Annotated in this window: 9 protein-coding genes; 4 read left to right on the forward strand and 5 right to left on the reverse strand. The window is 64.3% G+C overall.

The features are described from left to right. The first annotated feature begins 246 nt into the window (after positions 1-246). The 4 genes from WDO72_20310 (at position 247) to WDO72_20325 (ending at position 7630) form a co-directional block, all read left to right on the forward strand. The gene (locus tag WDO72_20310) at positions 247-2787 is read left to right on the forward strand and encodes a glycogen/starch/alpha-glucan phosphorylase (GenBank protein MEJ0088017.1); all 2541 of its coding nucleotides are present in this window, start codon (positions 247-249) and stop codon (positions 2785-2787) included. A gap of 144 nt (positions 2788-2931) precedes the next feature. After that, positions 2932-5427 carry a TonB-dependent siderophore receptor gene (locus WDO72_20315; protein ID MEJ0088018.1) on the forward strand — a complete coding sequence of 832 codons (2496 nt, stop codon included), beginning with the start codon at positions 2932-2934 and terminating at the stop codon, positions 5425-5427. Between the two features lie 64 nt (positions 5428-5491). Further along, a complete protein-coding gene (locus WDO72_20320; protein ID MEJ0088019.1) occupies positions 5492-6625 on the forward strand; it encodes a D-2-hydroxyacid dehydrogenase in 1134 nt (377 codons plus the stop codon). Positions 6626-6628: 3 nt separating this feature from the next. Continuing rightward, a complete protein-coding gene (locus tag WDO72_20325; protein MEJ0088020.1) occupies positions 6629-7630 on the forward strand; it encodes an amidohydrolase family protein in 1002 nt (333 codons plus the stop codon). A 12-nt stretch (positions 7631-7642) separates the two neighbouring features. Here the strand turns inward: WDO72_20325 and WDO72_20330 are convergent, their stop codons facing one another. From WDO72_20330 to WDO72_20350, 5 genes are all read right to left on the reverse strand, one after another. Next, entirely contained in the window at positions 7643-9088 is a 1446-nt protein-coding gene (locus tag WDO72_20330; protein MEJ0088021.1) for a M20/M25/M40 family metallo-hydrolase, read from the reverse strand. 24 nt (positions 9089-9112) lie between these two features. Further along, positions 9113-10411 carry an enolase C-terminal domain-like protein gene (locus WDO72_20335; GenBank protein MEJ0088022.1) on the reverse strand — a complete coding sequence of 433 codons (1299 nt, stop codon included), beginning with the start codon at positions 10409-10411 and terminating at the stop codon, positions 9113-9115. A gap of 52 nt (positions 10412-10463) precedes the next feature. Beyond that, positions 10464-10994 (reverse strand): GNAT family N-acetyltransferase, encoded by a 531-nt coding sequence (locus tag WDO72_20340; protein ID MEJ0088023.1) that lies wholly within the window; start codon positions 10992-10994, stop codon positions 10464-10466. A gap of 45 nt (positions 10995-11039) precedes the next feature. Next, positions 11040-12227 carry a 4-hydroxybenzoate 3-monooxygenase gene (gene pobA, locus WDO72_20345; GenBank protein ID MEJ0088024.1) on the reverse strand — a complete coding sequence of 396 codons (1188 nt, stop codon included), beginning with the start codon at positions 12225-12227 and terminating at the stop codon, positions 11040-11042. Between the two features lie 95 nt (positions 12228-12322). Continuing rightward, the gene (locus WDO72_20350) at positions 12323-13264 is read right to left on the reverse strand and encodes a Gfo/Idh/MocA family oxidoreductase (GenBank protein ID MEJ0088025.1); all 942 of its coding nucleotides are present in this window, start codon (positions 13262-13264) and stop codon (positions 12323-12325) included. Between the last annotated feature and the right edge of the window lie 12 nt (positions 13265-13276).

Consider the following 13276-nt stretch of genomic DNA (forward strand, 5'->3'; position numbering starts at 1 on the left):
GCGCCCCTTGCCTTGGTGCCGGGGTGCAATTGTCGTAATTAAGTCAGCGTCCGTTCACGCGCGGAGGCAGAGCTAATTACGACAATTGCACCCCGGCACCACTTATTTTTCGCACCGAATCGGCGCTGTGGGTGAGCCGCTCGCTTCGCGGCGGTGCAAGTTGCAACTCGATGGGGGCAAATTGATCGGGTAATTCCTGCACGAATCTTGCAGAGTCCCGCCATTACAAATAGCGAGGCGCCCGCCGTGAGCTCAACCGTTTCCAGCCTCCCGAGCCTTGCAGGCCAGCCCGCCAAGGTCGATGAAGACCGCACCGCGCTCACCAAGGAAGCGCTCAAACACGCCTTCCTCGACAACCTCTTCTATATACAGGGCAAGTTCCCGGCCCTCGCCACCAAGACCGACTACTACATGGCGCTGGCCTATGCCGTCCGCGATCGCATGTTGCAGCGCTGGATCAGCACCGCGGCGGCCTACACCAAGCAGGGCTCTCGCACGGTCGCGTACCTGTCCGCCGAATTCCTGATGGGCCCCCATCTCGGCAACAACCTCATCAACCTGGGCATCTACGAAACCGCGCGCACCGCGGTCGCCGAGCTCGGGCTCGATCTCGAAGAGTTGTTAGCCCACGAAGATGAGCCCGGCCTCGGCAACGGCGGCCTCGGCCGTCTCGCCGCGTGTTTCATCGATTCGCTCGCGACGCTCGAAGTGCCGGCACTCGGCTACGGCATCCGCTACGAGTTCGGCATCTTCCAGCAGGAGATCATCGACGGTTGGCAGGTGGAGAAGACCGACAAGTGGCTGCGTTACGGAAATCCGTGGGAGATCGCGCGCCCCGAGTGGTGCTGCGACGTGAAGTTCGGCGGCCACACGGAAGTCTGGTACGACGAATACAGCCGCAAGCGCACGCGTTGGGTGCCGGGCCACGTGGTCAACGGCATTCCCTACGACACGCCGATCCTGGGTTATCACGTCAACACCTCGAACACGCTGCGCCTGTGGAAGGCGGAGGCACCGGAGTCCTTCGACTTTGGCACCTTCAACCGCGGCGACTACTACGGCGCCGTCAACCAGAAGGTCGCCAGCGAAAATCTCACCAAGGTCCTGTACCCGAACGACGAACAGGCGCGTGGCAAGGAGCTGCGGCTCGAGCAGCAATATTTCTTCGTGTCGTGCTCACTGCAGGACATGTTGCGCATCTGCAAGATCCAGAAGATCTCTCCCGAGCGTTTCCACGAGAAGTTTGCCATCCAGCTGAACGACACGCATCCATCCATCGCCGTCGCCGAGCTCATGCGCCTGCTGGTCGACGAACAGAACATGGAGTGGGACCGCGCCTGGAGCATCACGCGCCAGACCTTCGCGTACACCAATCACACGCTGCTGCCCGAAGCGCTCGAGCGCTGGCCGCTGCCAATGTTCGGCCGGCTTCTGCCGCGGCTGCTCGAGATCATCTACGAGATCAACGCGCGTTTTCTCGACGAAGTGCGCATGGCGTTCTTCGGCGACGAGGAGCGCATCTCGCGCCTGTCGTTGATCGACGAGCAGGGCGAGAAATACGTGCGCATGGCGCACCTGGCGAGCGTCGGCAGCCACGCCATCAACGGCGTCGCCGCGCTGCATTCCGAGCTGCTCAAGAGCGACGTGTTGAAAGACTTCGCCGAGCTGTGGCCGGAGAAGTTCTCCAACAAGACCAACGGCGTGACGCCGCGCCGTTGGATGGTCCTCTCCAATCCGCGCCTCGCGCATTGCATCTCGCAACGCATCGGCGAGGAGTGGATTCGCGATCTGTACGAGCTGCGCAAGCTCGAGCCCTTGGCCGACGACGCGGATTTCCGCGCCGAGTGGCACAAGATCAAACACGCCAACAAGACCGCGCTCGCCGGTCTCATTGAACAACGCACCGGCGTCATCGTGAACCCGGCCGCCATCTTCGACGTGCAGGTCAAGCGTATTCACGAGTACAAGCGCCAGCATCTCAACATCCTGCACGTCATCGGGCTCTATCACCGCCTGAAGACGGATCCGAAGTTCACGATGGAGCCGCGCGTGTTCGTGTTCGGCGGCAAGTCCGCGCCGGGATATCACCTCGCCAAGCTGATCATCCGGCTGATCACCGCCGCCGCGGAGATCATCAACCGCGACCCGGGCGTGCGCGACCTGATCAAGGTGGTCTATCTACCGAACTTCAACGTGACCAACGGCCAGAAGATCTACCCGGCCGCGGATCTGTCCGAGCAGATTTCGACTGCCGGCAAGGAAGCCTCCGGCACGGGCAACATGAAATTCCAGATGAACGGCGCGCTCACCATCGGCACGGTGGACGGCGCCAACATCGAGATCTGCGAGGAGGTGGGCGTCGAGAATTTCTTCCTGTTCGGCCTCGAGGCGCATGAAGTTGCTGCCCGGCGTTCGATGGGATATCGGCCCATGGAAATCCTCGAAACCAACGACGAGCTGCGGGCCGTCATCGACCTGATCCGCGACGGATTCTTCTCGCGCGGCAACAGTTCCCAGTTCCTTCCACTGGTCGACAACCTGGTCTATCACGATCCGTATTTCGTATTCGCGGACTACCAGTCGTACGCCGATTGCCAGATGCAGGTCGATGAGGCCTATCGCGACGTCGATCGCTGGACCCGCATGTCGATCCTCAACTCCGCGCGTTCGGGCAAGTTCTCTTCGGATCGCACGATCCGCGAATACTGCAACGAGATCTGGCACGCGAAGCCCGTGCAGGTGCAATTGATGTCGCAGGAAGAAGTGAAGGCGGGTCTGCTGCAATAGCGGAATCGGCGGGCCCGTTTCCCGGGCGGGCCGGGCGCGAAACCCCGGTTTCAATTGACACAAACCGGCCCGAGCCGGCATTCCCGCAGTATCCTCGCTCGAAAAGCCGCGTCGCAGGGCGAATCGGTGCACAGGGACACTCAGGTGAAGTCACGGGCATTGCAGCTGCTGGTCTTGCTGCTGTGCGCGGCGTCCGTCGACGCGGGCACCACGCCGCGGTCCGTGGCTACGCACTATCTACTGGAGATGCCGGCGCAGCCGCTGGCGGCTTCACTGCAGCAGCTCGCCGAAAGCAGTGGCAAACAGATCGTGTTCCTTTCCAGCGTCACCGAAGGACTGGAGGCGCCGGCGCTGGCCGGAGAATTCACCGTGAACGACGCGCTGCAGCGATTGCTGGCTGGCTCCGGGCTCGGCTTCCGCCAGATCAACGGGCGCGCGATCGAAGTTCTGAGCGGAGTGCCCGGCGCGGCTGCCGATGCCGCAGCACCCGGTTCGCGGCCGCGCTCGGCTCGGCGCTCACGGCGTGCGGGAGCCTGGGCGCCCGAGCCGATGGAAGAAATCCTCGTGGTGGGCATGGCGGAGCAACTGGTGGCCTCGCGCATTCCAACGCCGCTGATCGATATCCCGCAGAGCGTGTCAGTGATGTCCGCCGAACAAATGCGCCAGCAGAACCAGGAGGAGCTCGGCGACGTGCTGAAACGTGCGGCCGGTGTGAGCACTCGCCGCGTGAACTCGCTGGAGATGTATTTTTACTCCCGCGGCTTTCAGATCAGTTCGTTCCACGTGGATGGCGGCGGTTCGCAGCTGCCGAGTCTCTACTCGGGCCCGACCGACTTGTCCGAGTTCGACCGCGTCGAAGTATTGCGCGGCTCGGACGCATTTTTTTCGGGCAACACCAATCCAGGTGGCGCGGTAAGCCTGGTGCGCAAGCGGCCGACGGCCACGCCGCGTGTGGAGCTGACCGCCACGCTCGGCTCCTGGAACCACCGTCGCGTGGAGCTCGACATGAGCGGCCCGCTGAATGGCGACGGCAGCTTGCGTGGACGGGCGGATGCCACGTACACCGACCGCGACTATTACTTCGACCGGGCGCACCTCGAGCGCAAGAAGCTCTATGGCGTGCTCGAATACGATCTCACCGAAGATTCGATGCTGACCGCCGGCGGCAGTTTTCAACGCGATGACGCGGTGCCCGCCATCGCAGGGTTGCCGCTGAACGACGACGGCAGCGATTCGCGCCTGCCGCGTAATCTGTCGCTGATAGCTCCGTGGGCGTTCTTCGATGCGGACATCGGTAATGCCTATCTACAGTATCGCGGGCGGCCATGGGATGGCTGGACCCTGGCCGTCAATACGCAGGCGACGCGCGCCAAGGTCGACTACGGCTACGTGGCGTTCCTCGGTGCCGTGATCCGCGAAAATCGCAGCCTGGATTCGCTGCCGGCGGCTGGGTTCACCCTGCGGCCCGATATGCACACCCAGATCACGGCCGATGTCACGCTCGCTGGGGAGTTCGATTGGCTCGGACTTCGCCACGAGGTTTCATTCGGCGGCGACTATTCGCACTTCAGGGTGAACCGGAGTGTGATCGCTTACGTAGATGTCGCGCGGCTCGAGAATGTGTACGACTTCGACCCGCGCAACTATCCCGATCCGCGCCGCGCCGGGCTGCCACCGGCCTGGTTGGCGCAGACGCTGCAGCTCGAGCAATACGGTGTGTTCGCATCCTGGCGTGTGCACCTGGGGGAACGCTGGAGCACCACGCTGGGCGGCCGGCTGTCGACCGATGTATTCGACGGCGCGGCCACAATCGGCATCAACCAAGGAGTCAACGCGGGACTTGAGTTGCAGGACGAAGTCACCTTCGGCAGCAGCGATGTGCGAACGCCGTACGCCGCGGTCATGTACCGCATCGACGGGCACCACACCTTGTACACCAGCCTCGCCGACGTATATCTCACCCAGAGCACGCGCCTGGCAGTGGACGGTTCGAAGCTCCCGCCCGCGCATGGCGTGAACCTGGAGACCGGCATCAAGGGCGTATGGCGGGATGGCGCGCTGAACGGATTTCTCGCGCTGTACCGGATCGCACAACGGGGACTCCCGTTTTCGGTGCGTTGGCCGGGACGCCCGGCGGACAGGCCCCCTAACTGCTGCTATCGCGGCGCGACGTCCTACAGCTATGGCGTGGAACTCGATCTGAACGGCCAACTGGTGCCCGGCCTGCTGGTCGGCGGCGGCTACACCTACAACGTGAACGAACGCGCCATCGGTGGGCGGCTCGAATCGCCGACGCCGCGGCACATGCTCAAACTCTGGACCAGCTGGGAGCTGCCGGGCGCGCTGGCGAACTGGTCGCTCGGCGGCAGCCTGCGCGCGCAGAATCGCGCCGCGAGCGGCATACAACAGTACTGCTACTCGGGCAGAACACCGCAATGCCGGGACATCGAGCTCTTCCAGGAGCCATTCGCGGTGCTGGATTTGCGCGGCGGCTACCAGCTCAACGAAAACTGGCGGCTGGCGCTCTCGGTCAACAACGTGTTCGACAAGATCTACTACGATTCGATCACGGCACCACTGACCAATGGGTGGTACGGCGAGCCGCGCAACCTGTTGCTGCGTGTGGACGGCACCTTCTAACAAGCTGCGGCCCGCGGGCGATGGCGGCGCGTGGCAAGATAGCGGCCCGCACCAGGAGAGAAAAATGCGTGAATCGATTGGCCGCGCGGCTTCGGTTGCGGCGACTGGATTGTTTGCCATGGCGGTGAACGCGGACGACGCCGTCGCACCCGATCCGCAGACCATCGAGGTCGTGCGCGAGATGGGCCTGCTCGAAGGCCCGGTCGCGTTACGCGATATGCCGGGGTGGCGCGCCCCGAGGAAAATCGTGCTGACCGGCCTTGGCAATCTCGACGCCATGAAGGCCGTCGCTCCGGGTGTCGAATTCATCGTCGTCAAGGGTCCGAAAGAAATGGCCGCCCAGGCTGCGGACGCCGACGCGATCTTCTCCGGTGATGACGTGGTGTGCGACGACCGCGTGTTGGCCGCCGCGAAAAACGTGCGGTGGGTGGCCGTGTATTCGGCGGGAGTCGAGTCCTGCCTCGGCAAGCCAGCGCTCGAACGCCCGGGCGTCACGGTCACGAACATGCGCGCGGTGGCGGGACCGGTCATGGCCGAGCACACCATCGCGCTGGCCTACGCGCTCGCGCGCGGGCTGCAGGTGTCGATTGCCCGGCAGGCACGCGGCGAAGGCTGGGGCGGCGGGTTCGCGGGCTCACAACCACAGTCGCTGACCGGCAAGACGCTGCTCGTCGTGGGTCTCGGCGGCACCGGTCTCGAAGTCGCGGAACGCGCGCACGGACTCGGCATGGAAGTCATCGCAACGCGCGCCAGCTCACGTGAAGGGCCGGCGTATGTGAAACACGTGGGGCTCTCGGTGGAGCTGCCGACGCTCATCGCACAGGCCGACGTGGTGGTCGCCACGTTGCCGCTGACCCCGGCGACTACCAACCTTTTCGACGCAAAGATGTTCGCGCGCATGAAGAAGTCCGCGTTCTTCATCAACGTGGGCCGCGGCGGCAGTGTCGTGACCGACGACCTCGTCGCGGCACTCAACAACGGCGTCATCGCCGGTGCCGGGCTCGACGTCACCGAACCCGAGCCGTTGCCGAAGGACCATCCGCTGTGGAAGGCGAAGAACATCATCATCACGCCGCACATGGCGCCGCTATCCGATCTCGGCCAGGCGACGCGGGTGCTGCTCCTGCGGGAGCAGCTGCGCCGGTTCGCCACTGGCGACAAACTACTGGCGGTTGTCGATTTCAAGAAGGGGTACTAGCCCGTGCACTGCTGGCGGCCGATCCTGGGAATTTCGGCGCTGGTGGTGTGCGCTCTGGCGCGGGCAGCCGGGCCGGCGCCCATCATCGACATGCATCTGCACGCGCACACGCTCGAGGATTACGGCGGAGGCGGGCGCGTGTGCACGAGCAACGAGCCCATCGAGTGGCCGGGCGTGGATCCGCGGCAACCGATCACGATCGACGCGGTCATGCAATGCGCACATCCGGTCGAGTCCGCGAGTTCCGATGACGCGGTGATGCGCGAATCGCTGGCCGCGCTCGAACGGCGCAACATCTTCGCCGTCACATCGGGGCCGCTCGAGGTCGTCGAGAAGTGGCGCGCGGCGGCGCCGCGGCGCGTGATCCCGGCGATTTCGTTCCTGACGGAACCGGCGCGCAATCCCGCCGAGTTGAGAAAACTATTCGCCGCCGGCAAGTTCGCGGTATTCGCGGAGATCGGCGCGCAGTACCGTGGCCTGCAACTCGATCACGCCTCGCTTGAGCCGTTCTTCGCGCTGGCCGAGGAGCTCGACATTCCGGTCGGTGTGCATCTCGGCGAGGGCCCGCCCGGCGGGCCGCACGTGGGCGGTTATACCGATTACCGCGCAGCGCTTGGCAATCCTCTGCAACTCGAGTCCGTGCTCGTCAAACATCCGAAGCTGCGCCTGTATGTGATGCACTACGGCTCGCCGTTCGTCGACGACATGATCGCCTTGCTGTATTCGCATCCGCAGGTGTTCGTCGACGTCGCGCAGAACGACTGGGGATTTCCGCGCGCGCATTTCTATTCGCAGCTCGAGCGGCTGGTCGATGCCGGCTTCGGCAAACGCATCCTGTGGGGTTCCGATCAGATGGTCTGGCCGGGCACCATCGAGGTGGCCATCGATACGATCGAGAAGGCGCCGTTCCTGACGCCTGCGCAGAAACGCGACATCTTCTACAACAACGCCGCACGGTTTCTGCGACTGACACCCGCCGAAAGGGCCGCTCAGCTCGCGCCGTAGCGGCCGCGCGCGTTACTTGCCGCCGGCGTATTGCTTCGTGAGCCGGTAGAGGAACTCTCGGCCTTCGATCAACGCCTGCACGCGCATGCGTTCGTTGAGTCCATGCGCGTTGCCGGTCGCACCATCGCCGAACATTCCGGAGACGCCATAGGTCGGGATGCCCGCGGGCGTGAGGAAGCGGCCGTCGGTCGCGCCAGCGCTGATGGTCGGGATGACCGGGACGCCGGGAAACATGTCGCGGCTCAATGCTTCGATCGGCCCCATCACTTCGCGTGACAGCGGCGGCGGCGCACCGGGAGTCTCGGGCTTCGCCTGGAACTCGACCGTGACGCCGGGATCGCCGATCACGCGCACGAGTTCCTCCAGAATCTCGGTCTGTTTGTGTCCGGGGAAGATGCGGCAGTTCACGTTGGCGGTCGCGCGCTGCGGCAGCGCGTTCGGCGCGTGTCCGCCGTTGATCTGCGTGGCCACGCAATTGGTATGCAGGATGGCGTTCGACGACGGGTCCTTGAGCAGCCGGGCGATGGCCGCTTCGTCGCCGGCTGTCGCCGCTGCGATCATGTCCGCGCCCACGGTGCCGCCTTCGATCGCGCCGAACTTCTCGAAGTACGCGCGCGAGGTGTCGTTGAATTCCACCTTGAAGGCGTGCGCTTCGATCTTGTCGAGCGCGTGCGCCAGCTGATAGATGGCGTTGTCAGGCGTAGGCCGCGCGGAATGCCCGCCCTTGTTGGCGGTAGATAGCGTGAAATCCTGGTAGACCTTTTCCGCCGCGAGCACTGACACGTAGCGATACGCACCGGTCTTCTGGTCGTACCGTCCGCCGCCGCCCTCGTTGAGCGCGAACGCGGCATCGATGAGGCCGCGATGATTTTCGATCAGGTATTTGACGCCGTTGAACACGTTCGGCGTTTCCTCGCCGCAGGTGAGCGCCAGCTTGATGCCGCGCTTCGGCCGGTAACCGTCCTTCTTGAAGCGCACCATCATGTCGGTGAACACGGCGGCCATCGCCTTGTCGTCCGACGCGCCGCGCGCATAGAAGAAGCCGTCTTCCTCGATGAGTTTGAATGGATCGCGCACCCATTCCTCGCGCTTCGCCTCGACCACGTCGATATGCGCGAGCAGCAGCAAAGGTTTGAGCTTCTGGTCCGTGCCGGGCAGCAGCGCGATGAGGTTGCCTTGTTTTGGCCAGCCTTCCGGCACGACCACCTGCGCCTCGGACTCGGCGTATCCCGCAGCCGTCAGGCGCGCCTTCATCGCCGTCGCGGCGTCGGTGCACGAACCCGCCGACAATGTCGTATTGATCTCGACGAGTTCCCGGTAGAGCGACCGGAATTCCGGCTCACCGGCGCGCGCCTGCCTGGATGCCGCTGTCTGGCGGCTCGCGGTGATGTCCGCGGCCTGCACTGCGGTGAGAATCGACAGCGAACCCAGAATCGCGATGACCATACGCTTGAGCACATTCTTCTCCGTGGAGCGGGGGAATCAGACCGACGTCAACACTTCCTGCTTCTCGACCTTGGCCGGATCGAATTCGATACCGAAGCCGGGTTTCTCGGACAGCTGCACGAGACCATTGGTGGTGAGCAGCGGGTCTTTCATGAAATGCAGCTTCTCGGGCACATGGTTGATGAGGTACTCGCCGAAAGGGCACACCGACGGCGACTGGCTGGCCACGATGTGCAACGCGGCGTGCACGTTGTGGCAATGGGGCAGTAGTTTGACGCCGTGCACCGAGGCCAGGTGCGCGATCTTCACCGTCTCGCTCACGCCGCCACACCATTCCGGATCCGCCTGGATGAACTGCAAGGCGTCGGCCTTGAAGAACTGCTCGGCCTCCCAGCGTCCGTACAGGTGTTCGCCGGTGGCGATCGGAATCGTCGTCGACTTCGACAGGCGGATGAAGCTCTCGAGATCCGACATGGGCACGGCTTCTTCGACGAAGTAGGGGCGGTACTGCTCGACCTTGCGGCACCACTCGAGCGCGTACTGCAGATCCCAGCCTTGGTAGGCGTCGAACATGAGCTGCACGTCGTCGCCCACCGCCTCGCGCAGCGCCTTGACCAGCTGCACGTTCAGATCCATGCCGCGCGCGCCATCGCCCGGGCCGTAACCCAGGAACCATTTCTGCTGGATGAAGCCGTCCTTCTTCAATTGCGCGGCGCGTTTGCCCGCGAGCGGCGGATCCACCGAGAAGCCGAGGCAGCTGCCGTACACGCGCACCGGCAATTGCGTCGGCCCGCCCAGCAGGCGGAACACGGGTGCATCGAAGTGCCGGCCGCGCAGATCCCACAGCGCATTGTCGATGTAGCTGATGGCCATCATGAAATGGCTGGCGCGCGAATGCCGGTTGGAGCGGTACATCTGGTCCCAGATGCGCTCGACGGCGAGCGCGTTCTGGCCGATGACCAGCGGCCGCAGCGTGCCTAACAACACCGGCAACGCTTCCTTGTCGACCGCGCCGTACAGGCCCTCGAGGCCGCCCTTGGTGCGAATGCGGACATAGAAATGCGACAGCGGCCGGCTTTCGGGCCGCGTGCCCTCGGGTGGATCCTTGAACGGCTTCGGGCGCCGCTCCGCGTACACGTGCAGCGGATTCACCTGGTATTGGCGGTTGAGACCGGGCACGAGCTCATGAGTACCCGAGACCTTCACGATCTCGACTTCACTGATGACCAGGTCGTCGAGCGTGGCCGCCGCGGCGAACGCGTCACGCGTGAATGCCGGCAGAAAAGCGAACGCCGCTCCCGTACCCAGCGTTTCCAGAAATTCGCGGCGTCTCATAGCGGCTCCCCTTCGAACGAATGAGCGAGCTTGTGGAACGTGCGCGCCGGCGTCAATCGGCGGCGAGGTCTTTGTAGAAGAACACGGTGTCGCAGAGCGGGCCATCGGGCATCAGCGCGTATTTCGGAATGATGCCGACGCGTTGCCAACCGCCGCGCTCGTAGAGCCGCTCGGCTGCGGCGCTGGCCGTATCGAGCACGAGCAAAGTCCTGCCGGCATCGCGGGCGGCCTTTTCCACCGCGGCGAGCAACAGGGCTCCGACGCCTTTGCCGCGAGCGCGGCGGAGCACGAGCATTTTTTCGACGTCCGCGCGATGCGGCTGATTCTCCGCGACGGGCCAGACGGCCTGCGCTGTCCCGACGATGGTTCCGTGCACGTCTTCGGCGACGACCAGCACGCGTTCGCCGCGCGACACGCCGCCAGCGACTTCGCGCCAGAAGTCCGCAGCCTTCGGCATCGTCATCGGCTGCATGAAGCTCACCGAGGCGCCGCCTTCGACGCAATCGATGAGCAGATCGCAGAGTCCGGCGAATTCGCGCGACGTCACGACTTCGAGTTTGCGAACCGCGACCGTGTTGTCCATGCCATCGAATGTACTGGATGGCATTCGGATTGCGCCAGCCGGCGCTCAGATCAGCGGCAGGCCGACGTAATTCTCCGCCAGGCTTATCTGGGCCGCTTCCGAATCGAACAGGTGCTCGAGCTCTGTTTCCTGCATATGTGTCGCGATGGCGTCGTCGGGAAAATGATGCAGCTGCCGCGTCATCCACCAGGAAAAGCGCTCGGCTTTCCAGATACGCCGCAGGCAACGCGACGAGTATTCGTCGAGTGGCTGTTGCGAGCCTTCCCGGTAGTAGTCGCGCAGCGCCTCGTGGAGGTAGAACACGTCGCTGACCGCGAGGTTCAGGCCCTTCGCGCCGGTCGGCGGCACGATGTGCGCGGCGTCGCCGGCCAGGAACAGACTGCCATGGCGCAGCGGTTCCACCACGAAGCTGCGCAGTGGCGCAATGCTCTTCTCGATCGAGGGTGGCGTCGCGAGCGCGGCGCCGACGTCCTCGCCGATGCGGCCCCGGAACTCGTCCCAGAAACGCGCGTCGCTCCAGTTTTCGACCTTTTCTTCGAGCGCGCATTGTATGTAGCAACGCACACGTGTCGGCGAACGGATGCTGGCGAGTGCGAAGCCGCGCTCCGAGTTCGCATAGATGAGTTCGTTCCAGGGCGGGGGTACGTCGGCGAGCACCCCCAACCATCCGAATGGATAGACACGCTCGTGCGAAACGAGCTGCTCGGCGGGGATGCTGCGCCGGCTCACACCGTGATGACCGTCGCAGCCGGCGATGAAGTCGCAGGCGATTTCGTGTGCGACACCGGCGCGACGATAGGAAACCCGCGGCGAAGAACCGCCTGCGTCGTGCAACTCGACGTCCTGCGCGTCGTAGACCGTGGGTGCGCCGCTGGCCGCGCGCGCGTCCATCAGATCGCGTGTCAGTTCCGTCTGTCCGTAGACGGTCACGGTCTTGCCGACCAACGCCTTGAGCGGAATGCGATGGCGGCGGCCGTGAAAGCCGATCTCGAAGCCTTCGTGGACCAGTCCCTCGGTGCGCAGGCGCGTGGCGACGCCCGCGCGTGCGAGTACGTCCACCGTTCCTTGCTCGAGCACGCCGGCGCGAATGCGACCGCGGACATGGTCGGCGCTGCGCCGCTCGACGATGACCGCATCGATGCCCTCGTTATGCAGCAGTTGCCCAAGCAGCAGGCCGGCGGGGCCCGCGCCGACGATGACGACCTGGGTGCGCCCGCGGGCCGTCGCAGTCATCGACGTTCGGGAGTCATGTGGGATATCTGCGAACCACTGGCGCGGCCGCGCGTACGTACGCGCCCATTGTTTTCTCCCCGATGACGACGCGGTGCCTAGAGCAGGGATTTCTCCAACGTATCGAGCGTGCGCATCGCCGTCAGGCATTGCGCCACGCTGGCATTCGGCTCGCGCTTCGCCTTGATGGCCGCGAAGAACTCGCGATCCTGCAGTTCGATGCCGTTCATCGACACGTCGACCTTGGAAACATCGATCGCGTTGTTCTTGCCATCGAGCAGATCGTCGTACCGCGCGATGTACGTGCCGTGGTCGCAGATGTAGCGGAAGAACGTGCCCAGCGGTCCGTCGTTGTTGAACGACAGCGACAATGTGCACACGGCACCCGACGGCACCTTCATCTGGATGCTCATGTCCATCGCGATCTTGAGATCGGGATGCAGCGGGCCCTGAACTGCGCGCGCCACGCTGGCGTTCTCGCCGGTCTGGTACTGGAATAAATCAACGGTGTGGCAGGCGTGATGCCAGAGCAGGTGATCCGTCCAGCTGCGCGGCTTGCCGAGCGCGTTCATGTTGGTGCGGCGGAAGAAATACGTCTGCACGTCCATCTGCAGGATCCTGAGTTCACCGGCCTTGATGCGTTTGTGAATCCACTGATGGCTGGGGTTGAACCTGCGCGTATGGCCGCCCATGCAGATGAGCCCGGTTTCCTGCTGCACGCGCAACAGCTCTTCGGCATCGGCGAGGTTGTCCGCGACCGGAATCTCGATCTGCACGTGTTTGCCCGCGCGCATGCATTGAATGCCTTGCCGGGCGTGCATCTGCGTGGGGGTCGCAAGAATCGCCGCGGCCACGCCGGGCCGCGCCAGGCACTCTGCGAGATCGAGCGACCAGTGCGGGATGCCGAACCTGTTCGCGACCTCCGCGGTGGAATCCGCGCTGCCACCGGCGAGCGTAGCGATCTCGATGCCGGGGATCTTCTGGATGGCTTCGATGTGTTTGACGCCGAATGCGCCTTGTCCCGCGACGCAGACCTTCATGGGTTGTTCCTG

This window comes from Pseudomonadota bacterium (genome assembly GCA_037200975.1).
GTDB lineage: Bacteria > Pseudomonadota > Gammaproteobacteria > Steroidobacterales > Steroidobacteraceae > CADEED01.

Coding starts and splice junctions, on each gene's coding strand:
- WDO72_20320 (MEJ0088019.1), top strand. CDS start 5,492: ATGCGTGAATCGATTGGCCGCGCGGCTTCGGTTGCGGCGACTGGATTG.
- WDO72_20335 (MEJ0088022.1), bottom strand. CDS start 10,411: ATGAGACGCCGCGAATTTCTGGAAACGCTGGGTACGGGAGCGGCGTTC.
- WDO72_20340 (MEJ0088023.1), bottom strand. CDS start 10,994: ATGGACAACACGGTCGCGGTTCGCAAACTCGAAGTCGTGACGTCGCGC.
- pobA (MEJ0088024.1), bottom strand. CDS start 12,227: ATGACTGCGACGGCCCGCGGGCGCACCCAGGTCGTCATCGTCGGCGCG.
- WDO72_20350 (MEJ0088025.1), bottom strand. CDS start 13,264: ATGAAGGTCTGCGTCGCGGGACAAGGCGCATTCGGCGTCAAACACATC.